A 24,578-nucleotide genomic window follows, 5' to 3' on the forward strand; every position below is an offset into this window, starting at 1 on the left:
TCTGTTATCAGGCGAACAGGCGGGGAAGATGTAAATGCCCGAAACGAAAAGAACTTGGACATTACGCACCAAGCTGCTGGCGACCTACCTCTTGATCGTAGGCGTGAGTATGGTTGTTCTTTTCACCGCGTTTGAATATCGCAACTATCACAACGCCAATAAGCGCCTGCACGAACAAATCAAACAAATTGCCGAATTCCAAAGTTCCACCCTGTCTGTTCCTGTGTGGAATTTTGATGAACAATCCATTCGTCTGGCGATGAGCACACTGGCTAACAACCCCTATTTCGTCAGCGGCACATTACTGGATGACTACGGCCATGTGCTGGAACATGTGGGCGAAGAAGACATTGAACCCAACGTACCGGAATTAAAAGTCACCCGTGACATTATCTTCAGCGGCTCTGAACGCGACGAAGTGGTCGGTAAACTGATCCTTGTTTTTGATGATCAGCAAGTCCAGCAACAGGCACTGGAACGCCTTATTTTTGATAGCTTCATCCTTGTCCTTTTGGCGGCTTCCCTTGTTGGCGGAACTTTTGTCGCCTCCCAACGTCTGATCGGCAAACCCTTGGACTTGCTACTCAAGGGCATTCGTCATGCCAAGGTTTCTGATGACTATGCCCCGGTCAAATGGGAATCTTCTGATGAAATCGGTCAGGTCATCACTGCCTTTAATGACATGATGTCCCATCAGATTGAAACCGATGCCGCCTTGCGGTCTGCACGCAATGCCGCCGTTGAAGCCGAAGCACGCCTGAAAGATGCAATTGAAAATATTTCCGAAGCCTTTGTGCTGTTTGACAGTCAACAAAACCTCGTCTTGTGTAATACACGTTTCAAAGACTTCTATGAATATAGTGACGACGATATTCGCCAAGGCATTGATTATAATCGTCTGATCGAACTGGATATTGAACGCGGTGTCGTCCCCGCCGTCGATCATTTCGGCCGTTCCTACCACGATCTGCGCAGTGCCTATAACTGGGACACCAGCGGGTCCATCGAAGTCGCCCTGACCGATGGGCGCCACCTTTTGATCCGTGAACGTCCAACCCATGCCGGTGGCCGCGTAGGGATACAGACCGATATTACCGAGATCAAACGCGCAGAACGCGAACTGCGCCGCGCCCGTGACGAGCTGGAACACCGCGTAGAAGAGCGCACTCATGAATTACAGGCTGCGACAACCGATGCCAAAAAGGCCAACCGGGCCAAATCTGAATTCCTGTCACGTATGAGCCACGAGCTACGCACACCGCTAAACGGGATTTTAGGATTTGCCCAGCTCTTGCTCATGGATCAGCGCCACCCCCTGTCAGACAAACAATCTGAATATATTGAACATGTGCTTAAGGCCGGGAACCTGCTGCTGGAATTGATCAATGAAGTACTTGATCTGGCAAAAATCGAATCGGGCCGTATCAGTCTGTCCATTGAAAACATAGACCCATCTTCGGTTGTAAATGAATGTGTCGACATGATCGACGCCTATGCTGCAGAGCAAAATATCACCATTACCAGAACGGGCACAGACCACCCGGACCAATATGTCACCAGGGACTTCACCCGTTTGAAACAAGTGGTCTCCAATCTGCTGTCTAATGCGATCAAATATAATGTCGCCAATGGGCAGGTTACACTTGATAGTTCCCCAGGCCCTCATGGTTTCTGGCGCTTTACCGTAACTGATACGGGATACGGCATTGAAGAAGGCGATCAGGAAAAGCTGTTCCAGCCCTTTAACCGTCTCAATGCTGAAAATACCGATATCGAAGGCACAGGCATTGGCCTGACCATCACCAAGCACCTGATTGAAATCATGGGCGGCGACATCGGGGTAGACAGCAAACTGGGCGAAGGCTCCATTTTCTGGGTGGATATCCCGCTCTCAGACGAAGAAATTATCCGCGACCTGCCTGATATGGGAGAAGACCTTGATCATGCGCCCAAACGCCTTGATGGGCTGAGCACCATTCTGTATGTCGAAGATAATCCGGCCAATATGCGTTTGATGCGTGAACTCATCACCCAGTTGCCCCGCACTAATTTTGTTGAGGCTGGCACAGCCGAAGAAGGCTTGGAATTAATCAAGCAGGACAAACCTGACCTGGTCTTAATGGATATCAACTTACCCGGCATGGATGGCTTTGAAGCCTTTGAAGTCATGCGCGATGACCCAAAAATGTCTGATATTCCCGTCATTGCCCTGACCGCCAACGCCATGCCACGCGAAGTGGAAAAAGGCCGAGAACTGGGTTTCCGCTCCTATCTGACCAAACCAATTGATGTGGCCGCCACACTGGCAGAAATCACCCGCGTACTGGATGAAAACAGCAATTAGAGCGCCTTCCACTTAGGGGCAGGACCTATTAATTGAGGGCGTTCTTTATTTCACATCCAAAAATTCATGCACACCCTTAATCGTATCAGCCAATCCGGTACGGATAACCTCCACCCCTTCAGGAAAAGCCCCGAGCATTCGGGTCGGCGTTTGACGGTCCAGCATGACAAAGACCCCCCGATCACTTTTACGCCGCACCAATCGCCCAAACGCCTGTTTCAGGCGCAGGCGTGCAATCATCTCGTCATAAGAGCGTCCGGGAAAAGAGCGTTTGCGGGCCTTATGTAAAATGGTTGGACGCGGCCAGGGCACCCGGTCAAACACGATTAAATGTAAGGAGTCCCCCGGCACATCCACCCCATCGCGCACCGCATCAGTGCCCAGCAAACAACTGCTTTTTTCGCCACGGAAAATATCAATCAGAGTGCCAATATCCATACCATCCATATGCTGGGCCAGTAGCTGTATACCAACCCGATCAAGCGGTTCAGCCACTTTTTGATAAACCGCCCGCAATCGGTTCACCGCTGTGAACAAGCCCAGCCCACCGCCACCTGCGGCCAAAAAAAGTTCACGATAGGCCGAGGCAATTTGATCAAGGTTATCCTTGCGCACATCATCAACAATATAGACACGGGTCTGTTTGGGATAATCAAAGGGGGATTTAACCTCATGCATAATCGCAGGTTTTGCCAAATGGGAAACCCCGGTACGTGCCGCAGCGACTTTCCAGTCTGCATCCCGATCCCCACTACCATCACACAAGGTGGCTGAGGTAATCCCCACCCCATGGGATTTTTCCACCACCTCTTCAACAAAAGGCAAGGTTGGGTCCACCCAATGGCGATGCATCCCCACATCCATATCCCGCCCGTCAATGCGGTCCACAGAATACCAATCGACAAATTCAGGTGGGGTTTCATTAAACAAACTATCCAGCATAGACATCCACGCCAGCACTTGTTGAACACCACGACGATCTAGGCTGGCACAGGTCGCCTCAACGCGTTGACGGCTCGCGCTATCCAGTTCATCCGCCTCTTCATCCATCAAGGCCATCATGCCTTTGATCAAACGTTGTAAGGGGCTGCGGATTTTATCAAGCGCATTGCGCAAACGATCTGCGGCCTCTAACAATCCTTCGACTGGTTGTTCAATGCCACATTCCAGACTGAGGGGGGAATCGCTGTTATTATCGCGGGCATAGACCTGTTGGCGCATACGGCGCAAGAAATCTTCAAACGGCCCCATAGGCTCGCCACCCGATATACGCTGATGCCAACTGGGGCCGGGCAGAATACGGGCATGATGAAGAACGGCATCCAAAGCTTCTTCCATCTCGCGTCCCGTGACCAGATCATCAATGCGCGCCTTAAGGCCGCGCGCACGTGAGCGGCTGCTTTCTTCTGCACCTAACAGCCAACGGCGCAAGTCCGCCCCTTCCTGACCCGATAAATGGGCGGAAAATGCCTTATCAGCGGCATCAAAGACATGATGACCCTCATCAAACACATAGCGCGTGGGCAATAAGGCTTCTTCCATCCCGCCCAAAGCCGCCTGTATCATCACCAAGGCATGGTTGGCGACCACCAATTCTGCACGGCGTGATCGACGTACCGTTTTCTCAATGAAACATTTAGAATAATGCGAACAGCTGGAATAGACACATTCCCCACGGGTATCGGTCATATCCACCGTCAGGCGTGCGCCCAGTAACTCTTTCAACCAAGATGGGAAATCCCCGCCGATCATATCGCCATCCCGGCTCGCCAAGGCCCAACGCGCCATCAAACCCAAAGCAGGCGCATCATCGCCACGCAGACGCAAGCGCGAGACAGCCTCTTCAAAATTCAACAGGCAGAAATAGTTTTCACGCCCCTTGCGGATGACCACTTTGCGCTTTTTCTCTTTCGGGTCCTCAAACAGCTTGTCCAGTTCCCCATCAAGCTGGCGTTGCAGATTGCGTGTATAGGTGCTGATCCAAACCGCCCCCTGATTTTTCTTCGCCCAGACACTGGCAGGCGCAATATAGCCCAAGGTCTTGCCCACCCCGGTGCCCGCTTCCACCAAAGCCATGGCCGGTTCACCAGCTGCATTGGGGGCTTGAAAGGCTTCACAGATGGAAGCCGCATAATCTTTTTGTTCAATCCGTTCTTCAGCCCCTGCCCCCAATAACTGGTCCAGCTTGGCCCGTGCCTCAACAGGTTCCACAGGCAAATGTCCCGGCGGCGGCGGTGGGGCAGATTCCACCCATTCCTTGAGCTTATGCCAAATTTGCAAAGAACGTAACAACGCCCCACTGTGGGGCGCATCACCGCCCTCAGCCCCAAGAGCAGAAAGAACCAGTTGCCCCCAAGACCAGCCGCCCGCCTTCATCGCCCAGGCCATTGTCTGGAGTTCCTTGGTGGATTTCTGACGCAATTCTTTAAACAGCATCAAACAGGCTTCACGTAACGTTTCGACCTCATCTTCCAGGGATGTGGGTTCCGTAAGTCCCAAAACATCGGCCAGCCCCCGTGGGGTCGGCAAACAAAACTGTGCCGGGCGCACAAAGGCAAACAGCTCCAGAAGGTCCAAACGGGGAAAGGGGCCACACCGCAGGCGACGTGCCGTTGCAAGCGCATGGAGAACAAGAACAGGAACTTCACTGGTCGATAAACGCCGTGCTCCTTCTTTCAAGGACAAGGTTTCAATTTCCCCATCCGCTGACAACCACGCACAAGATCGCACATGGGTCACTAACACAGGGACCGCAGGCATACGAATCGGCTGTTCATCAGCTTGAGGAAATGCATTCTCGTCATACATGGGCACACAATAGCTTGCACTTTCACGAAATACCAGCGGCAATCTGGCTTTTCCCCCTTGTCATCCCGCACTTGATGCGGGATCCAGAGAAGTTTGTAACAAGACTATGGATCCCCGATCGAGGTCGGGGATGACATTGAGAGGTTTTAGCTCGAAACTATTGACGCAGACCAAGCTTGGCCTTAGTTTTGCCGACCTCGAAATTACTATTTAAGGAAATTGCAAAATGCCGTCTGATGCACCAGCACTCCATGCGCGTGAAGCCGCACATCATTCCAAAGCCTGGCCCTTTGTCGAAGCCCGCAATATCCTTAAACGCCTAAACGACAAGGTGCCGGAAAAAGGCTATGTTCTGTTTGAAACGGGCTATGGCCCCTCCGGCCTACCCCACATCGGGACATTTGGTGAAGTTGCGCGCACAACCATGGTCATGCGTGCCTTCCAAATCCTGTCTGATGGCATGCCGACAAAATTGATCGCTTTTTCTGATGATATGGATGGCCTGCGTAAAGTACCGGACAATATTCCGAATAAAGAATTGCTGGAGCCCCATCTGGGCAAGCCGCTAACAGCCGTGCCGGACCCATTTGGCACACACCCAAGCTTTGGGGAACATAACAACAATCGCCTGTGTCAGTTCCTTGACCAGTTCGGTTTTGACTATGAATTTCGCAGTGCCACACAATGTTATAAAGACGGCATGTTTGATGAAACGCTGCTGGCAATCCTGCGCAATCATGAAGAAGTCTGTAACGTCATCCGCCCGACATTGGGTGAAGAACGCCGTGCCACATACAGCCCGCTGCTGCCCGTTGATGCAGAAACAGGCAAGGTTCTGCTGGCGAAAGTCGTGGATACCAACCCGGATGCAGGTACCATGGTGTATCTGAATGAAGACGGCAAAGAAGTCGAAACCAAGGTCACAGGCGGTGCGGTGAAATGTCAATGGAAAGCGGATTGGGCCATGCGCTGGACCGCACTGGGTGTGAATTACGAAATGGCGGGTAAAGACCTGATTGATTCACAAAACCTGTCTTCTAAAATCTGTCGCGCCATTGGCGGTAAGCCGCCGGTACAGTTCACCTACGAGCTGTTCCTGGATGACAAGGGTGAAAAGATTTCCAAATCCAAGGGCAACGGCCTGTCCATGGAAGAATGGCTGCGTTATGCCCCGCCAGAAACCCTGTCTTACTTCATGTTCCAAAAGCCAAAGACAGCCAAGCGTCTGCATTTTGATGTGATCCCCAAAGCAGTTGATGAATATGTCAGCCATGTGCAGAAATTCGACACACTGGAAGATAAGAAAAAACTGGATAGCCCGGCATGGCACATCCACAATGGTCATCCCCAAGCTGACAGCCACTCACTCAGCTTCAACATGCTGTTGAACCTTGTGTCTGTTCTTCATACCGAAGACAAGAATGTCATCTGGGAATTCATCAAGACCTACAACCCGGATGCAAGTGCTGAAAACAGCCAAATGCTGGATAAACTGGTGGGTTACGCCATCAACTATTACGAAGATTTCGTCAAGCCCAACAAGAAGTTCCGCGCACCCACTGAGGCTGAACGTACGGCCCTTGAAGACCTCAAGGCGAAACTGGCGGCCCTTCCGGCTGATACAAGTGGTGAAGATGTTCAAACCGAAGTCTATACCGTGGGTAAAGAGCATAATTACGAGAACCTGCGCGAATGGTTCGGTGCCCTTTATGAAACACTTCTGGGTCAGGAAACAGGCCCACGTATGGGCTCCTTCTTCGCGCTCTACGGTCTGGATAAAAGCTGCGAGTTGATCGGTAAGGTACTAGCAGGCGAAAGTCTGGAAGGTTAAGAGAATAAAGCCCCTGTGCAAACGGGGGCTTTTCTCACAACAAAATATCACCCCCGACTTGATCGGGGGTGATATTTTGCCTTTTAAAGGTCCCCGTATGCGCGAGGACGACGGACTTACTTACCGACGTTCATAAACCACAAAACTATAGTCAGGATCACCTGCGTGGTCTTCGCGAGAGATTTCCTGCCACAAGGATGTATCCAAGGGCGGGAAATGGGCATCGGCGTCATAGGCACGATGGATTTCAGTGAAATGAATACGCGTAGCCATCGGCATGGCTTGGGCGTAGATCGTCCCGCCACCGATAATGAAAATCTCTTCACCCTTATCCTGTTTGGCAAGTTCAATAGCCTCATCCAGACTATGAACGACAGAAACACCTTCGACCGACCATGTCTCATCACGGGTGATCACTATATTCAAGCGACCGGGTAGCGGGCGCCCGATAGATTCATAGGTTTTACGCCCCATGATGATCGGTTTACCCATGGTCGTGGTCTTGAAATATTTAAAATCCTCCGGGATATGCCAGAGCATTTTATTATCTTTGCCAATGGCCCCATTTTCCGCAACGGCCACAATCATCGAGATACGCATTACACAGCCACCGGGGCTGAGATATGAGCCTGCGGGTTATAATCCACCAGCTCAAAATCATCATAGGTGAAGTCAAAGATATCTTTGACATCCGGGTTAATTTTCATGGTTGGTAAGGAACCGGGGCTACGTGAGAGCTGTAAATCCGTTTGTTCCAGATGATTAGAATAAAGATGGGCATCACCAAACGTATGGATAAATTCACCCACTTCCAAATCACAGACTTGCGCCAACATCATGGTCAGCAAGGCATAAGAAGCAATATTAAACGGGACACCAAGGAAAATATCAGCACTGCGCTGATAAAGCTGACAGGACAATTTACCGTCAGCCACATAGAACTGGAACAAACAGTGGCATGGTGGCAAGGCCATATCTTCAACATCAGACACATTCCAGGCCGATACAATCAAGCGCCGTGAGTTTGGATTATTTTTAATCTGATCAACAAGGTTGGCTATCTGGTCCACGGTGGCGCCATCCGGGGTTGGCCAACTGCGCCATTGATACCCATAAACCGGGCCAAGATCACCATTTTCATCAGCCCATTCATCCCAAATCGACACTTTATTGTCCTTGAGATACTTGATGTTGGTGTCGCCTTTCAAAAACCAGAGCAATTCATGAATGATGGAACGCAGGTGCAGTTTTTTGGTGGTCAGGCACGGAAAGCCTTTTGAAAGATCAAATCTCATTTGATAACCAAAGACACTATAGGTCCCGGTTCCTGTGCGATCACCCTTATATACGCCATTTTCACGCACATGGCGCATAAGCTCTAGATACTGCTGCATTGCTGCTCTTTTAAGCCCCTGAAATCAGAAATTCAGATTGTGTTTTTCAATCAGCTTCTCCAGCAGACCTTCCGCCTTCATTGCCTGAAGCTCACGATTGAAATCAGCCACGATCTTGTCATATCCCATCGTCTTTTTTGAGATGGTCATGTGCAATGTACGTTGTGAGAGCGGTTTGTCAAGGAAGTCAATTTTCCCACTATATTCCGGGTATTTACTGTTGAGCAAATGTTTGACAACAAAGCGGTCTTCAGGAAACAAATCAATCAGATGATTGCTAAGACGCACCAGATTGGTACGCAAATCCAAGGCCGGTTTTTTCTTGAGCTGGGCAGAACCGTCAAATTCATCCCCATAGGCATAATCGCGCACAACCCCAATGGTGTAAGGTTGCAAATCCATAAGTTTCACATAAGGGATTTTATCAATGCTGCGCTTAAACAGAACCAGATCATTGGTAAGATAGGGCCTGCCAAAGGCCATATGGCGTTCGCGTTCTTTGCTATACCATGCTGCAATAATCCCATGGTAATTGCCACTTTCCACCCCTTTCAAGGCGCGTGTCCAGGGCACAATTTGCAGGTTAACGTCATATCCGGCACGGCGAAGGGCAGTTGCAACAATATCACTTGCCAGCCCTTTATTCAGGATATTCGCCCCTGTATATGGTTCCCATTCATTAGCAACAAGACGTAAAACTTCTGGCGGCTGCGCCATCACAGCCCGAGGCAGACATAAAAACAGGCCCAACACCAGTAACCTTATGAAGGGGGACATCACCTTATTCTCCTTGGCTCAACCTTTCAAAACTTGCAGAGCCCATTTTGCAGTTTGCGCAATCACAGGATGCTCATCATCCTGCAATTTTATTATCTTTTTAGATAAATCTACCCTTTTTTGATTTGCAATTGCAATAAGAACGTTTCTAATAAAGCGATGTCTCTTAATTCGTTTTACGGGAGAAGCTCGAAAAAATTCTCTAAACCCTTGTTCATCAAGGTCTATTAGCTTTTCCAGTTGTGGTGCGATAAATTCAGCTCGCGGCTTGTAATCTTTTTCTTGTGTAGCCTTCGTAAATTTTGTCCATGGGCAAACCGCCAAACAATCATCACAGCCGTAAATGCGATTCCCCATTTGTGCGGCCAGTTCTGGAGCAATCACGCCCTCATATTCAATGGTTAAATAAGAAATGCATTTACGAGCATCTATCTTTCCATCCTCTAAAAAAGCCCCTGTCGGACACATATCCAGACAATTTGAACAGTTGCCGCAGTGGTCTTTATGGGGGGGATCAGCTTCCAGCTCCAACGTGGTGTAGATTTCGCCCAGAAATAACCAGGAACCAAAGTCACGCGACACAACGCAGGTGTGTTTTCCCTGCCACCCCAATCCGGTTTGTGCAGCCAGCGGTTTTTCCATCACCGGGGCGGTATCGACAAAGACCTTCAATTCCCCTTCCCAACGAGCCACCATTTCCCGAGCCAGTCGTTTCAGGCGCTTTTTCACCGTATCATGATAATCGCGATTTTGCGCATAACAACTGATCACCCCATGATCCGGGTTCTCCAGTAAAGCCATGGGATCATAATCCGGGCCATAGTTCATGCCCAAGACGATCACGCTTTTGGCATCTCCCCACAAGACCTGAGGATCCGCACGACGCGCCTGTGTGGTTTGCATCCATTCCATCGTGCCATACAGGCCACGGGCGTTAAATTCGACCAAATCCTTTTTATGTTGGTCTGAGGTTTCAGCCTTGCAAAAACCAATGGCATCAAACCCCATATCCAGGGCAAGTTCCGTAATCGTCTGTTTGATATCTTCCATACCATCACCATAAAACAATGGCTTTCTTATACTGTGTGGTTTGAATTTGCGCAAACAGCGCTTATCTTTAGGGCGTAAACTCAAGGAGGTCCCGATGCCCACAGACTATCTTCATGCCACTTATGCCGCCGGATGTTTCTGGGGGGTCGAAGCCCGTTTTCGTGAACAAACCGGCGTTATAGATGCCGAAGTCGGCTATATCGGTGGTCACAAGCTCAATCCAACCTATCATGAGGTTTGCACAGATACCACAGGCCATGCCGAGGCCGTACATTTAACCTATGACCCTGCCCGCGTTTCTTTCGAAGACCTGATTGAGCTGTTCTTCAACTTGCATGATCCAACAACCTTGAACCGCCAAGGCCCGGACATTGGCAGTCAATACCGCTCCGCCATTTTTTACCATGATGATGCACAAAAAGAAGCAGCTGAGAAAATCATCAGCCAGCTAAACCACGACCAAAGATTCGCAGACCCGATTATCACACAGGTTGTACCAACTTCAACTTTCTATCGCGCAGAGGAATATCACCAACGTTATTTTGATAAAATGGGACGAAAATGACCCTGTTATTTCAGGTAAAAATAGTCAAAAACGCCTATAGCGCAAATTAGACTTAATCAAATGATCGCATAACGGAAGAATAGTACAACTTATTGCACAATCCCTGCCGATTGAAGTTGCAGAAACGGCCATATAGTCATATTATTTCAAAATATTTCAGCCTTTGAGAGATTAAAGCGTATGAACGACGTAAAGCACATACTGATTGTTGAAGACGACCCGGTTGTTGCAGATGTCGTGGCGGCGTGCCTGGAAGATGCTGAGTTTGCCACCACCATCACAGACTCCGGTCAAGCGGCCTTGAATATCATTTCAGACAGCACTGTAGACCTGTGTGTCGTGGACCTTGGCCTGCCCGATATGGATGGGTTGTCCCTGACACGAGAAATCAAAAGCAGAACCAATATCGGTATTGTCATTCTCAGTGGTCGTGGGGAAACAACCGAACGGATCATTGGGCTGGAAGTCGGCGCTGATGATTATCTAGGCAAACCATTTGAACCGCGTGAGCTGCTGGCACGTGTGCGCAGTGTTATTCGACGTACCCAACCCTGCATGCCAACCCCGATTGACACACACAGCTCCCCTGCCCCTGCCTCAGAGCCGGATCATTATTTTGTTTTTGACGGCTGGAAAGTGGATGTCACTTCATTGGAAATTGTTGGGCCGGATGGTTCTCACCCCCAGCTTTCCAGCAGTGAATTCAATCTTCTCCAAGCCTTTATTGAACATCCCAACCGGGTCCTGAGCCGTGATCAGCTTCTTGATATGGTCCATGGTGATAACACCCCCGCTTTTGATCGCAGCATTGATGTGCAAATCACCCGTTTGCGCAAAAAAATTGAAAGCGACCCAAAGGCCCCAAAATTTATCAAGACCATTCGCAATCGCGGATATATGTTTACAGCCAAGGTCAGCCGCCATTAAGCGGTTCTATCCCGCCACCGGGATAAGGAGCCTTTTTCTTCCACCACAATAATTCCCCGCGCACAAAAGCTTGGGCAAGGTCGTTTTTCGGTTCCTGGAAAAATGCTTCTGCACTGGCCTGTTCCAACAAACGCCCACGATGAAGAAACATCACCTCACGCCCCAACCGTTTGGCCTGCCCCAAATCATGGGTCGTCATAATGATGGTTGTCCCGCTTTGGGCAATGGCTTCGATGGTTTCTTCAATAGAATGGGTTGCACTGGGGTCAAGGCTGGCGGTAGGTTCATCCAGAAATAACACATCCGGATTAATTGCCCAGGCCCGTGCCATGGCAAGACGTTGTTGCTCCCCAAAAGACAAGACCCGTGCAGGCTGGTCAGCCAATCTGGCCAATCCCACCCGCTTTAACACACCGTAGGCTTTTTCTTCGCGTTGGGCCGGGTCAACACCACGTAATTTTAACGCATATTCAATATTGGCCCGTGCTGTTCGGCGTAACATCACCGGGCGTTGAAACACCATCGCCTGTTTTTCACGGGTTAACTTGGAAAAAGACACATCACCATTCCAGCTGACCACCCCAGAGCTGGGTTTGAGCAAACCGTGACAAATACGCAAAAGCAAACTTTTCCCCGCCCCATTTGCCCCAAGGATCATCAAGCGCGTGCCCGCCTGAACGCTAAAATTCATATCCTTGACCAAACGCTTGCCACGGGCCTCAAAATTAACGTCCTTAATTTCAAGAGGAAGAATACTCATGCGCCAATCCTCTTTTTAGCAAATTCCCCTAACATAAAGGCTGCTGCATTCACGCTTAGAGAAAGAACCAGCAAAACAATGCCCAAGCCAAGGGCCAGCGCGAGGTCCCCCTTACTGACCTCAAGCGCAATGGCTGTCGTCATCACACGGGTGACATGATCAATATTGCCCCCTACAATCATCACAGCACCCACTTCGGCACTGGCACGACCAAAACCGGCTAAAATCGCTGTCAGCAAACTAAAACGTCCATCCCATAACAAGGTCGCAATCGAGCCGACAGGTGAACAGCCAAGAGAGAGAAGCTGCTCACGATATTCCCCCCATAACTCTTGCACAACCTGACGGGTAAGGGCGGCAATAATTGGGGTAATCAGCACAACCTGGGCAATGATCATGGCCGCAGGGGTAAAGAGAAGCCCCATCACACCAAAGGGACCAGAACGTGATAACAACAAATAGACCAACAAGCCGACAACAACGGGGGGCAATCCCATCAGGGCATTGAGAAGAATGGTCAATGGCCGTTTTCCACGAAACGGCAGCATGACAAGAGCAGCCCCCAATGGCAAACCGATCAGGGCAGAGATCACCACGGCCGTAAAACTGACCTGTAAGGAAAGGCCAACAATTTCCACAAGATCATTATCAAGCTGCGTGATCAACGTAAACGCAGCCCCCATAGCCATCCAGATTTCGTCCATGGCTTAGCCTCCGCCACGCTGAAAGGTTTTGGCCATACGGTTATATTCAGCCAAGGCAATATCTTCATCCACCCCGAAAAACCGAAAAGTAATATGTGTCACAGGCAAGGTTAACAAGGCAATACGGCGTTCGCTTTCTTCTGACAGCTCAACCTCAATACGTCCGGTCGGCGCATTTTCAATCACCACTTGGGCACCGGATTGCGCATCCCCTTTAACCGTTAAACTGGCCTGAGGAACGGCCTTGGGCAACAGGCGCAAAAAGTCCTTATGATTGGTCCCCATTTCGCGGGTGATTTCAACAAAAGCGGACACGCGCCCTTATCCTCCTGCAACCGGGGGCCAAACAGCCAGATGATCCCCATCTTCTAACATATGTGTGCCACGTGCACTGGGTTCCACATACACACCGTTGACCAGCACCAAATGGCACATTTCAGGCGGGACGTGATAATGTTCCAGTAGAACCGTCAAAGGCGTTTGTGGCTCAACAGAGACTTCTGCTTCATTTGCAGCTGTCCCAGCAGGCAGAAACTTGCCCAATTGCGCATAAAGTTTCAATGTGACTTTCATCTAATTGCGCAGGCCCTGATTTTGTGTAGAGGCAAGATAGGCTTCCATAATCCGGGTGGGGTCTTTCATCAAGCGTTCTTTCCAATCCCCCAAAGGTAGGCGACTTTGGATAAGCCCGCGCAAAACGCCAACATGATCTGTATGCCCCAGAGTCTGTGCCCCAACAAGAACATCCCCCTCAAATTCCAATCGGATATATTTGAAATCCTTTTTATCCAGAGCAATGGCCTGATCTCCGCCCTCAATCCCATCCCATTGTCCAAAGGAGGCAGAGATCAATCCCAACGTATCAAGAACGTTCATCACCAGCGAACCGTTATAGGCTGTGTCCACTCCGCCCATATTCAAAGCGGCAATCCGGCCATGTTCGGTTGCGGTGGGCTGAATGGCATGAACCGAGCGCCCCCCTGTAGAAAAATCCAGTCCTTGGGCGACATCACCTGCTGCATAAATATCATCAACCGTAGTGTGCATCTGGCGATCAATGAGGATACCGTTTTCAGCCTCAATTACCGTCCCCTCAAGAAAATCAATATTAGGGGCGACCCCGGCAGCCACCACAACCAAATGGGCCGGGATTTGATGGCCATTATCCAGATCAACCAACAAGCTATCTTCATCCGATGCCCCATTGGCTTCCAGCTTGGTAATTTTTGTGTTGGTATGAACCGATACCCCTTTTAACTGGCACCATTCTTTCAACAAGGTTCCGGCATTTTCATCCAGCATTCGCGGGACCATGCGGTCCCCCATTTCCACAACCGTCAATTTGACTTTACGAAGGGCGAGGGCTTCAAGAATGATACAGCCAATAAAGCCTGCCCCCAGCAAGACCACATGCGCCCCTTCATGGGCAAGCTCGATGATTTTACGTGCATCGGCCAACGTCCAGCAATGATGTACACCGCCCTGATCAAGCCCCTGAATGGGCGGCTTCACCGGACGTGACCCTGTTGCGACCAATAATTTATCGTAGGTTTCCACATCCCCATTGCACAGGCTGACCGTCTTGGCCCTGGCATCCACAGCCGTGGCCTGGTTTTGACGCAAGGTAATTTGCTTGTCCTTATAAAAGCTGTCAGCCCCCTTAATATGGGTGCCGCGTTCTTCAATATTGCCAACAAGGTAATAGGGAATAGCCATACGTGAATAAGGCAGTTCCGGCTCTTCACCGATCAAGATAATCTCACAATCCGGGTCATTCTTTCGCAGGGTCTCTGCTGCTACAACACCGCATGGGCCTGCGCCTAAAATCACATACTTCATGACCACTTCCTTTTTTGATGCCTCACCTCTTTGTGGAAAAGAGTATGCCTTTCATAGCCATCAAACAAGGAAATCAATTACCGCAGTGCAGCATAGCATAATCCCAAATTGGGTACAATATCAATTAAGAATGATAATCGTTATTAATTAAGTTGCAATTTACAAACATACCAATATATTCAGCCCGCAAACAATTTGGTCATGAGGAACAGATGTTAAACGGTTTAAATATAAGAAAACTCGCTATTTTTTACAGCGCCACCATTGTTTTATCAGGTCTGGTCATTTTTTCCGGTACCCATCTCCTCAAAGATAATCTGTCTTCGATACAAGGGGCCTGGGTTCAATTTGACATTGAACGTCTGGAAAAATTCCGCTTGCTGGCAGACCTTAACCGGGACCTTGGCTACAATGGCCTTATTCACGATTTCAAAAGCTACGTCTTGCGTAAAGACCGCCGCCATTTGGAAAAAGTAAACAATCGCCTGAGCAATGTCAGACAGGTTGTCAATCGTTACGCTTTGGTCGTGCAAAAAAGCCCGGAAGAAACCAAAGCCATTACAACAGTGATCAAGACAATCAATGGCTACGCACAAGCTACACAAGCCGTACAAGAACTTGCCAAGGAACGAAAAAAGGCCAAGGAAATTGATAAAGTTATCAAGATCAATGACAAGCCAGCCTTGGAGGCCATCGAATTTCTGTCCCAACGTGCACTAAGTGATGTGGGGCTGGATGCAAATCAAACCGACAGTAAGTCTGTCCTACTATCCCGCATTTACAGCGCAATGGGATATGGTGGCATGATCCACAATTTCCAGAACTTCATGCTGCGCTTTGATATAAAACACTACAATCAGATGAAAGCATCCTCCAAAATTGTCCATGACCTGTTGGCTAAATATGAGAAACTTGGCGTGAATGACGCAGAGATCAAAGCCATCAAGGACATCAAGGCCATTCTGGTTTATTACAAACGCGGCATGGCAAAGGCAAAGCGGCTCGCCAAACGGGGCTTTGCCTCACCGGAAGATATTTATCACGTTGTTAAAATCAGTGATAAAAGAGGAGTCAGAGGCTTAAATGGTCTCTCTTATGAAATCGGGCAAGCCATTGAAGCACGTGCCCAAAAACTGAAAAACAATATCAAACAGGCGGAACATCTGATCGGCATGATGATTATCGCAGTTCCCATCAGCCTGCTTGTCATCATTGCCCTGACCTATTGGGTGTTTGGTCGCCAGATTGTTAAACCCCTTTTACGCCTGTCCCAATCAACCAACACCCTTGCCCAGGGCAGTGTGGATTGTGACATTCCCGATAAAGAGCGCCGTGATGAAATTGGCGAAATTGCCAAAGCCCTTGAAATATTCAAAGGCAACATGATTGAGCGACTGAAAATGGAACAGGAAAAAGAGGAACACGAACAACAAGCTGAACGCCAGCGCAAAGCCTTTGTTGAAAAAATCCTTGCTGATTTCCAAAGTTCCGTTGGCTCGATCCTTGATAACATTACACAGCATGTACAGTTTTTGGATTCAACAGCCAATGAGCTTGGCGAACGTGCCGTTGCAGGGGGCAACCAAAGCCTGACGGTTGCCGATTCAGCATCCAACGCGGCAAACCGTGTACAAGCTGTTTCTTCGGCAGGAACACAGCTTCATTCAACCATCAACGAGATTTCCCAACAGGTTGCAAAAACCACCGATGCAATGGGCAGTACCGTCCAACGCGTGACCCATGCCTCTCAAACAGTGGGACAACTTTCTTCCACCTCACAGGAAATCGGAAATGTAGTTGAAATTATTAACGGCATTGCGGCGCAAACCAACCTTCTGGCCCTCAACGCCACAATTGAGGCTGCACGCGCAGGTGAAGCAGGCAAGGGTTTTGCGGTTGTCGCCAGTGAAGTCAAAACACTGTCCACACAAACCACCAATGCAACAGAACAGATTGCCCTGCAAATCAATGGTATTCAGTCCCAAACGCAAGGGGCGGTTGAATCTATTGATATCATTCGCAAGGAAATTGATGTTTTACAGGATGCCATCACACAGATTGCCGCCGCCATTGAAGAACAATCGGCTTCTGTCAGTGAAATTTCCAGCAATATTGACGGTGCCTCCAGCGATACGCGGGATGTGTCAGACAAAATCGGTAATGTCTCCCAAGCCAGTGCGCAATCTTGTTCAGCTGCGATTCAAGTCCTTTGGTCCATTGAAGATCTGGATAACGTCAGGGAAGAGCTGGACAAACAATCCAGCAAGTTCCTTCAACAACTCAGGGCGCATTAATCCCTAAAATCAATACCCACACCAACCTTAAAGGAGGGACCAATGGCCCTCCTTATTTTTTAAGAAAACTCTTTTGAAACTTCGCTCAGCGCCCAGTCAATCCATGGGGTGAGAAGTTTAAGGTCACTGGCCTCAATCGTGGCCCCACACCAGATACGCAACCCGACCGGTGCCTCTTTATAAGCTCCGATATCATAAGCAGCCTCTTCTGCATCCAAAACAGCAACCACTTTCTTGGCAGCCTTGGCCTGATCTCCTTCACTCAATGCCTTAAACCAGTCAGCTGTGATTTTCAGGCAAACCGATGTGTTGGAACGTGTATTTTCATCAGCTGCCAAAAACTCAACCTCAGCCGTCTGACCAACCCAGTCTTCCATCACCTGCAAATTATCCTGAGAGCGCTTGATCAAGGCTGATAAGCCACCCAGACTTTCAGCCCATTTCAAGCCATCCAGCGCATCTTCAACACACAACATGGAAGGCGTATTGATGGTAGCACCTGTAAAAATCCCTTCGATTAATTTGCCACCTTTGGTCAGGCGGAAAATTTTCGGCAAAGGCCAGTTGGGCGTATAGCTTTCCAAACGTTCAACAGCACGCGGGGACAAAACCAACATACCATGTGCCCCTTCGCCCCCCATGACTTTTTGCCAGCTATAGGTCAGCACATCCACCTTCTGCCACGGAATATCCATGGCAAATACCGCAGACGTCGCATCGACAATACTCAGCCCCTCACGATCATCTGCAATCCAGTCCCCATTGGGCACACGCACACCCGATGTAGTCCCATTCCAGGTAAAAACCACATCACGGGAAAAATCAACGGCTGATAAATCCGGTAACTCCCCATAAGGGGCATCCAGAACGCGCACATCTTCCAGCTTCAACTGGTTGGTGACATCATTCACCCAGCCTTTGCCAAAACTTTCCCACGCCAACATGTCCACACCACGTGCGCCCAACATAGACCAAAGCGACATTTCCACCGCCCCTGTATCAGAAGCCGGAACAATCCCGACACGATAATCTGCGGGAATTCCCAACACAGCCTTGGTGCGTTCAATGACCTCTGCCAGTTTGTCTTTACCAATCTTGGCACGATGAGAGCGCCCTAAGGCCGATTCCTTCAATGCCTCAAGGCTATAGCCCGGACGTTTGGAACAAGGACCGGAAGAAAAGTTCGGATTGGCAGGTTTCTGTGTTGGTTTTGGCAGGTTTGTCATCAAGGAACGCCTTATTCAGCATAAAAGAACACTAAGTATTCAGCCTTATAGCGAAAAGTCGAAAAATAGACAATAAAATGACAAGAAAGACTGAATTAGAATAAATAAAGGCTAAAAGAGATGTCGGGAACCCCCTGTAAGAATACATTCGACATGACTGTTAATATCGTCATTAGTGCCGCCAAAGAACGGGCCCAAGACGGCAAAGTCACTCTTGATGAACTGGAAGAGATCAGACAGGCCCTGACCATTGGCAATATACAGGTTGAAGCCTTTTGCCATTCCATTCACGAACGCTGTGAACATAATATTCAGCTTGATCTTTTGGTGCCGCCACGCACCAATGCCTATGGCCGGGTTATGGTTCAACCACTGGAAAAACTGTTTGACCAAAAACAACGTCGCATTTCAAACAAACAGTTAGCAAGCTATTTTCATATGCTCGATCAAATTTTAGGTCGCGAACAATATGAACAATATCACGATACAGCCAATGAGCTGATGCGCCATGAAATTGGTAAAAACGGCCCGGATTTTCATTGGGATGATTTCTTTGCCTTAGAAGCAATCCGTAAAATTCGTATCGAAACACTGGTGCGTATTGCCCATGCCTTTCACAATTTTGAACCCCGCCTTGACTGGTTCATCACCATCTTCGAAAGCTCTTTCAAAAACGGTCAAATTCAACATGATGAAGGCACATTGCAATTCACCCGACGCCAGGCCAGAGACTTTCTTCTCGCCCTTTTCTCTGAATTTGTCTTTCCCGAACATGACAAAGACCTGGGGCCATCCATTTTCCTGTCCGTAGATGAACAGCGCGAAATTTCAAAACTGATCATCAATCTACAAAAGATTAGATAAACCATAAAAAATGGGCCCCTGCTTAAACAGAGGCCCATTAAGGCGTTCATTCAGAAACCTGACAACTTAGCCAAATACACGATCAAAAATCACGTCCACACGTTTGGTGTGATAGCTGATTGAATCTTCATCCAACAGTGTTTTCAACTGATCAACCGTCAGATGCTCTGTCAGCCCCTCATCTTTAGACAAGAAGAAGAACAGGCGGTTGTCATGGTTTTGCGCTTCTTTTTCCGTCTCATCCATCACAACTTCACCATCCGGGTTATCCGGATCAATCCCGTAGGATTTCCACACACGCATGGCATTGCGCTGTACGATGCGATAGCTGTCTTCACGCGATACGTTATTTTGCGTCAGGAACAACAAAACACGCTGCGCATCATGGATGCCACCGAAGTTGTTCATGTGATCCAGCATGTTCTGCGGATAGACAACCAGTTTCTCAATGGTACCTGCCAAACGGCCAAGTGCAAAATTCAATGTCACAGTTGCATCTGGGCCAATCATCCGTTCCACAGAAGAGTGGGAAATATCACGCTCGTGCCACAGGGCAACATTTTCCAATGCCGGTGTCACAGACATGCGAACGATACGCGCCAGACCTGTCAGGTTTTCTGTCAGGATCGGGTTACGTTTGTGCGGCATGGCAGAAGAGCCTTTTTGCCCCGGTGCAAAATATTCCTGCGCTTCACGCACTTCGGTACGCTGCATGTGACGAATTTCAATAGCGATATTTTCAATAGAAGAGGCGATCATGCCCAAAACACAGAAATAATGGGCATGGCGATCACGCGGGATCACCTGTGTGGAAATTGGCTCCGGTGTCAGGCCCATTTGTTCAGCCACATATTCTTCAACACGCGGGTCAACGTTGGCGAATGTACCAACCGCACCGGAAATCGCACAAGTCGCTATCTCTTCACGTGCGCGTTCCAGGCGTTCTTTGTTACGCTTCATTTCCGCATAAAAACGTGCAAATTTCAGCCCCATCGTGACAGGCTCTGCATGGATCCCGTGGGAGCGGCCAATACAAACCATATATTTGGTTTCTTCTGCCCGCGTTTTCAAAGCTGCCAACATACGATCCATGTCTTTCAACAACAGATCAGCCGCCTGCATCATCTGTACACCGAGACATGTATCCAAAACGTCAGAAGACGTCATCCCCTGGTGCACAAAACGAGCTTCCGGACCAACATTTTCAGACAATTCCGTCAAAAAAGCGATCACGTCATGCTTGACTTCCAGCTCGATCTCATCAATGCGCGCGATCCGCTCTGGCGTATATTCCTTGTTACCTTTGTCCCAAACCACTTTGGCTGTGCCTTCAGGAACAACATTCAGCTCTTCCATTTTCGTCAAAGCATGCGCTTCAATTTCAAACCAGATGCGAAACTTATTGGCTGGTTCCCAAATATCGGTCATGGCTTTGTTGGAATAACGCGGGATCATATTATTAGTCTCCTATGGACAGTGGCGGTTTCCGGCGGTTTTTCGCAAATCCTCGCTTAAAATCGCCATCGTCAAGGTGTGTAAATGCGCTCATGAAAGTGTGTGTTCATGCACCGTGTTGGTCGCGTATTGCTTGCGCCAATTTTTGGTGTGAAAAGCATCATGCGATTGCATGGCAAAGTGTCATGCAAAAAACACGTTTCTATCATACGAAAGCGATCTACGAGACTGGTTTTTAATGATTTTCTCGGCTTGGTCAATGTTTGATAGGGGTAGATGTATAAAAACATTAAAAATCAGATGGATACTGCAACATGGCCCCACCATTAAATAAAATGAAACTCACAAACGCAAACATCTCACCGCTCGAATCCTCATTGGACCTGTACTGAAAAAGTGGCCTCACTGGAGAGCTCTCTAAACGACTAAAAGTGGCGCGATACTTGCTTGTATTCCGCGAGAACCTCCTCGTTCGGAGATATAAACTAAGATCTTCCGGGATATTGGCAATTTAAGATAGGTAAATCTTACCTATTCATTAACACGCAAGGTAGGAAAAATGTACACTGACGGGATTTACAAAAAATATTATCGACACGATTTTCTTCATCTCAGAACTTCCTTGCCCAAGGCTACAGATAAAATGGAGAGAATATAATGTCTATAGATCCCCTTCAGGCGTCCATAACTGCTGTCCAATATCGACAAAGCCAACCTCAGGGTCAGCTTCCCTCTTTTGACATAAAAGAACTCTTGGCCTCAGGAGCTATGACAAAAAAGCTCGACGATCCAACACTTGTCGAAACCTTCAGAGCCCATGCTGCACAGTTCAAAAACTTAACTCCAGCTCAAGAAGCTGAGAACCTTGAACGTACCCTGAAAACGGCACAACAACACCTATATCACGATAAAGCTAGTCATGAAGTTCACAAAGCGAGCAAGGCAATGAGGGAAGCCATGGGGCTCCTTGGCGTTTATGACACATTTGCCATAACGCGCTTGCATAATGGCGAATATCGAATTTCAGGCACGGGCCAAGATCCCGATACAGGCATGGGATTAAGTTTTGATCCGCGTGTTGCCTTGCCCAATCAGGATCTCATTGAAAAGATCATGAATGGTAAAGCCCCGAAATATGCAGAATTAAGCAAAAAAGTAATGGCGAAACTGGATGAAGTGAATGCACATTATGCCAAGGCTAATGAATTCCTTGATAAGGCAAGAGCTATTGAAACACCTTTTCCTCCCCCTTTTCCCGATGATCTTTCCTTTGGTTTTGAGGCACATACAAGCCATGTATACCTCGGAACAATGGGCGGACATCATGAGGCAGGAAAGGCACGTGCTTTGTCAAACCCCAAAGCGTTTCAGGACTGGAAAGATTCCAAGGACCCAAGCACGTTAGAAATTTGGACATACGAGCAGGTTTATGCCCTGTATTTTCGCGACACTACCTCTGTTGAGGTTCTCAATTCCATTGCGCAACACACCCAACTGAAAGAGCTTGCCATAACTGACAAAGGCTTGGAAGACGAACGCAAGGCAATTGACAAGCTCCAAGAGGATATCATTTTCTACCAAAGCAGGTTGAATGAGTTAAAGATGGCTGCAAACCAACAGAGCGATACAAGCCCCGGATAAATATGGCGGGAAGCCCTTCCTCATAGATAAAAAAACTTGTTCCGCACTGCAATATCGCTTAAGGCTAGGGTGTAAAACTCTAGGGGAAGGGCGTTCAATGAATATTATTCTCATCGGCATGCGCGGGGCTGGAAAGTCCAAAATTTCACGCCGTTTAAGCGTGTTAACCAAACGTGATGTTTTATCCTCTGACTTGCTGATTCAATATGATCATGGGGGCAAATCCATCCCTGAGATTTTATCAGACCACAATGGGGATTGGGCGGCTTTTCGTGATATGGAATATGCCACCTTGCAAAAGATATGCGCTCTGGATGGCAATATCATTGATTGCGGGGGCGGCATCATTGTTGATGTGGATAAAGACGGCAACGAAATTTATTCTGAACGAAAAATCAACCTGTTGCGTGAAAATGGCAAGATTGTCTGGCTCAAGGGTGATATCGCCCGTCTGGCTGCCAAAGTCAAAGGCGATGCACGCCGTCCTTCCCTGTCAGAAACAAAATCCGCCGAAGACGTCATGCACCGCCGCCTGCCGTTTTATGAACAAGCTGCTGATATCGTGATTGATATTGAAAACCATTCAAAAAAACAGCTCACTGAAACGGTATATGAAAAAATTCAGCCTTATCTCTGATCAGGGTCATTTTCCCCACCCATGATTTCTCTTATAGTATATCCATCGAGGGAAGGCTGAAAGACAGGCACACATGAAAAAAGTCCTTACAATTCTCACCATTTGCAGTGCAACCGTGTTAACGGCCTGTGGTGAACCTGCGCCTGCCGCCTGGAATGCCAATCTGGATATCAGCTGTAAACCCCATGACCCCTATGACAAGCTTTATGCCAGCCTGTCCCCGGAAAAATTCTGGCGTGAACAGGAATATGACATGGGGACCATGGACAAGGCCGGACGCAAAAACATTGAAATGAGCAAAATGGTGCTGGATGACAGTCGGGCACAAAAAGGCGACTATTTCCAACGCGCCCAACAGGCTGCACGTGATCTGGGCCTAACCGGTTCGGCAAAACGCAATCATGTAAAAGAAAACATGGACCGCTATAATCAAGAGGTCAAAGACATTGAAATGCGGTTAAAACAACAAGAAACCGCCTTGAACTGGGTGCGCAAATGCAAAAATGCTGTCGATACAGAATTGCGCAAACTGGGCCTTCAGCCTGTAAAATATGATCCCGAAAAACGCCCGATGTAAAATGATATTACCGACTGAACGCCTTCTTGAACTTTCTTATTGGCAGGAACTCAATCCCCACCTGTCTGTAAACGATCACCCAACCTTCAGCCCGCCCATTGCCTTTCCAACCCACCAGCTGGATGAAATTTCAGACACCATCCATCATGATGGCTATCTTCATCAAGGTCCGGTCTTTGCATCTAAATCCATTCAGGCTTTGCGTTTAGGCATTGAAAACCTTGTTCAGCACGGCTGGCCTGCAGCCTTCATTTATGTCTATGACGAGGTTTGGGACCTGTTTCATCAGCTGGATGAGTTTCTGTCTCATTTTCTGGGGGATAATTTTGGCCTGCTGCCCCATTTCTGGGCCTGGCATATTGATACGGACAGTCAAGGAGCCACATCGGGTTGGCCCCCCCATGTGGACTATCCCGGCGAATGCGCCTTTTTTGATGATTTCCTTGTCAGCCTATCTCTATGGATTCCACTGACACATGCCACACCGGAAAACGGCTGTATGAATATCCTGCCTCTATCGCGTCAAAAAGACTATGACCAGCCAGTGACGGAGCCAAGCGATATCCTGCTGCAAGATGTACGCTGCCTGCCAGCCAAGGCCGGGTCCCTTCTGGGCTGGCGTCAGGATTTATGGCACTGGTCCGGGCGTTCATCCAAATATGCCAAAGAACCGCGCATTTCCCTGTCACTGGAGTTTCAGAACAGGGCCTTTGACCCATTATGTCCGCCCCTGTTTGACCTGACCGAACCGCCCTGTGTGGAAAAGCGCATTCGCATGATTTGTGGACAGTTCGCAAAATATGACCATATGGAACGGGTTTCGCCAGAACTGGAAGAAGCCGGGCGAAAAATCGGCATTACACAGCCTTGACTCTTGAGCTATTC

Annotated in this window: 22 protein-coding genes; 10 read left to right on the forward strand and 12 right to left on the reverse strand. The window is 48.7% G+C overall.

Annotated features, from left to right (window positions below; genetic code table 11):
• Nucleotides 1-34: 34 nt before the first annotated feature.
• Complete coding sequence (locus E4K71_RS12195) at nt 35-2,344, forward strand: ATP-binding protein (protein ID WP_135079952.1); 2,310 nt, start codon at nt 35-37, stop codon at nt 2,342-2,344.
• 45 nt (nt 2,345-2,389) lie between these two features.
• On the opposite strand, the gene E4K71_RS12200 is transcribed toward E4K71_RS12195, so the two are convergent.
• Nucleotides 2,390-5,194, reverse strand: a complete 2,805-nt coding sequence (locus tag E4K71_RS12200) for an ATP-dependent DNA helicase (protein ID WP_346504499.1) — start codon at nt 5,192-5,194, stop codon at nt 2,390-2,392.
• Nucleotides 5,195-5,378: 184 nt separating this feature from the next.
• Here E4K71_RS12200 and E4K71_RS12205 point away from each other — a divergent pair, with 184 nt between their 5' ends.
• A complete protein-coding gene (locus E4K71_RS12205) occupies nt 5,379-6,983 on the forward strand; it encodes a lysine--tRNA ligase (protein ID WP_135079954.1) in 1,605 nt (534 codons plus the stop codon).
• A gap of 120 nt (nt 6,984-7,103) precedes the next feature.
• Here E4K71_RS12205 and E4K71_RS12210 read toward each other — a convergent pair whose 3' ends face one another.
• From E4K71_RS12210 to queG, 4 genes are read right to left on the reverse strand one after another with little or no spacing between them, the layout of a single operon-like run.
• Nucleotides 7,104-7,583: a dihydrofolate reductase gene (locus E4K71_RS12210; RefSeq protein WP_135079956.1), complete on the reverse strand. Its 480-nt coding sequence runs from the start codon at nt 7,581-7,583 to the stop codon at nt 7,104-7,106.
• Entirely contained in the window at nt 7,583-8,377 is a 795-nt protein-coding gene (locus E4K71_RS12215; RefSeq protein ID WP_135079958.1) for a thymidylate synthase, read from the reverse strand. Before E4K71_RS12215 ends, E4K71_RS12210 begins: the two co-directional genes overlap by 1 nt.
• A 24-nt stretch (nt 8,378-8,401) precedes the next feature.
• The gene (locus tag E4K71_RS12220) at nt 8,402-9,154 is read right to left on the reverse strand and encodes a transporter substrate-binding domain-containing protein (RefSeq protein ID WP_135079960.1); all 753 of its coding nucleotides are present in this window, start codon (nt 9,152-9,154) and stop codon (nt 8,402-8,404) included.
• 18 nt (nt 9,155-9,172) lie between these two features.
• Nucleotides 9,173-10,204 (reverse strand): tRNA epoxyqueuosine(34) reductase QueG, encoded by a 1,032-nt coding sequence (gene queG / locus E4K71_RS12225; RefSeq protein WP_135079962.1) that lies wholly within the window; start codon nt 10,202-10,204, stop codon nt 9,173-9,175.
• 94 nt (nt 10,205-10,298) lie between these two features.
• On the opposite strand from queG, the gene msrA reads away from it, so the two are divergent.
• Together msrA and E4K71_RS12235 are read left to right on the forward strand one after the other, a co-directional pair.
• Nucleotides 10,299-10,769, forward strand: coding sequence for a peptide-methionine (S)-S-oxide reductase MsrA (gene msrA, locus E4K71_RS12230; protein ID WP_135079964.1), 471 nt, complete (start codon nt 10,299-10,301; stop codon nt 10,767-10,769).
• 180 nt (nt 10,770-10,949) lie between these two features.
• The gene (locus E4K71_RS12235) at nt 10,950-11,696 is read left to right on the forward strand and encodes a response regulator transcription factor (RefSeq protein WP_135079966.1); all 747 of its coding nucleotides are present in this window, start codon (nt 10,950-10,952) and stop codon (nt 11,694-11,696) included.
• On the opposite strand, the gene E4K71_RS12240 is transcribed toward E4K71_RS12235, so the two are convergent.
• The 5 genes from E4K71_RS12240 to E4K71_RS12260 are packed head-to-tail and all read right to left on the reverse strand — an operon-like array spanning nt 11,683 to nt 14,999.
• Nucleotides 11,683-12,456, reverse strand: coding sequence for a phosphate ABC transporter ATP-binding protein (locus tag E4K71_RS12240; protein ID WP_135079968.1), 774 nt, complete (start codon nt 12,454-12,456; stop codon nt 11,683-11,685). The two genes, E4K71_RS12235 and E4K71_RS12240, sit on opposite strands and share 14 nt — an antisense overlap.
• Nucleotides 12,453-13,160 carry an ABC transporter permease gene (locus E4K71_RS12245; protein ID WP_135079970.1) on the reverse strand — a complete coding sequence of 236 codons (708 nt, stop codon included), beginning with the start codon at nt 13,158-13,160 and terminating at the stop codon, nt 12,453-12,455. The genes E4K71_RS12240 and E4K71_RS12245 overlap by 4 nt, the downstream gene beginning before the upstream one ends.
• A gap of 3 nt (nt 13,161-13,163) precedes the next feature.
• Nucleotides 13,164-13,475, reverse strand: coding sequence for a hypothetical protein (locus E4K71_RS12250; RefSeq protein WP_135079972.1), 312 nt, complete (start codon nt 13,473-13,475; stop codon nt 13,164-13,166).
• Between the two features lie 6 nt (nt 13,476-13,481).
• The gene (locus tag E4K71_RS12255; RefSeq protein WP_135079974.1) at nt 13,482-13,733 is read right to left on the reverse strand and encodes a MoaD/ThiS family protein; all 252 of its coding nucleotides are present in this window, start codon (nt 13,731-13,733) and stop codon (nt 13,482-13,484) included.
• On the reverse strand, nt 13,734-14,999 hold the full coding sequence (locus E4K71_RS12260) for an FAD-dependent oxidoreductase (protein WP_135079976.1): 1,266 nt from the start codon (nt 14,997-14,999) through the stop codon (nt 13,734-13,736).
• A 212-nt stretch (nt 15,000-15,211) separates the two neighbouring features.
• Here E4K71_RS12260 and E4K71_RS12265 point away from each other — a divergent pair, with 212 nt between their 5' ends.
• Nucleotides 15,212-17,293, forward strand: a complete 2,082-nt coding sequence (locus tag E4K71_RS12265; RefSeq protein WP_135079978.1) for a methyl-accepting chemotaxis protein — start codon at nt 15,212-15,214, stop codon at nt 17,291-17,293.
• A gap of 59 nt (nt 17,294-17,352) precedes the next feature.
• On the opposite strand, the gene E4K71_RS12270 is transcribed toward E4K71_RS12265, so the two are convergent.
• Complete coding sequence (locus E4K71_RS12270) at nt 17,353-18,519, reverse strand: phosphoserine transaminase (protein ID WP_135079980.1); 1,167 nt, start codon at nt 18,517-18,519, stop codon at nt 17,353-17,355.
• Nucleotides 18,520-18,639: 120 nt separating this feature from the next.
• Between E4K71_RS12270 and E4K71_RS12275 the strand changes: the two genes are divergently transcribed.
• Nucleotides 18,640-19,383, forward strand: a complete 744-nt coding sequence (locus E4K71_RS12275) for a hypothetical protein (RefSeq protein ID WP_135079982.1) — start codon at nt 18,640-18,642, stop codon at nt 19,381-19,383.
• Nucleotides 19,384-19,449: 66 nt separating this feature from the next.
• Here the strand turns inward: E4K71_RS12275 and purB are convergent, their stop codons facing one another.
• On the reverse strand, nt 19,450-20,838 hold the full coding sequence (purB, locus tag E4K71_RS12280) for an adenylosuccinate lyase (protein WP_135079984.1): 1,389 nt from the start codon (nt 20,836-20,838) through the stop codon (nt 19,450-19,452).
• A gap of 768 nt (nt 20,839-21,606) precedes the next feature.
• Here purB and E4K71_RS12285 point away from each other — a divergent pair.
• The 4 genes from E4K71_RS12285 (at nt 21,607) to E4K71_RS12300 (ending at nt 24,564) form a co-directional block, all read left to right on the forward strand.
• Complete coding sequence (locus E4K71_RS12285) at nt 21,607-22,479, forward strand: hypothetical protein (protein ID WP_135079986.1); 873 nt, start codon at nt 21,607-21,609, stop codon at nt 22,477-22,479.
• A 97-nt stretch (nt 22,480-22,576) separates the two neighbouring features.
• Nucleotides 22,577-23,116, forward strand: coding sequence for a shikimate kinase (locus E4K71_RS12290; protein ID WP_135079988.1), 540 nt, complete (start codon nt 22,577-22,579; stop codon nt 23,114-23,116).
• Between the two features lie 73 nt (nt 23,117-23,189).
• A complete protein-coding gene (locus E4K71_RS12295) occupies nt 23,190-23,693 on the forward strand; it encodes a hypothetical protein (RefSeq protein ID WP_135079990.1) in 504 nt (167 codons plus the stop codon).
• A 1-nt stretch (nt 23,694) separates the two neighbouring features.
• Nucleotides 23,695-24,564, forward strand: coding sequence for a phytanoyl-CoA dioxygenase family protein (locus E4K71_RS12300; RefSeq protein WP_167730514.1), 870 nt, complete (start codon nt 23,695-23,697; stop codon nt 24,562-24,564).
• Nucleotides 24,565-24,578: the final 14 nt, after the last annotated feature.

Origin of the sequence: Terasakiella sp. SH-1 (assembly GCF_004564135.1) — a bacterium.
Classification (GTDB): Bacteria; Pseudomonadota; Alphaproteobacteria; order Rhodospirillales; family Terasakiellaceae; genus Terasakiella.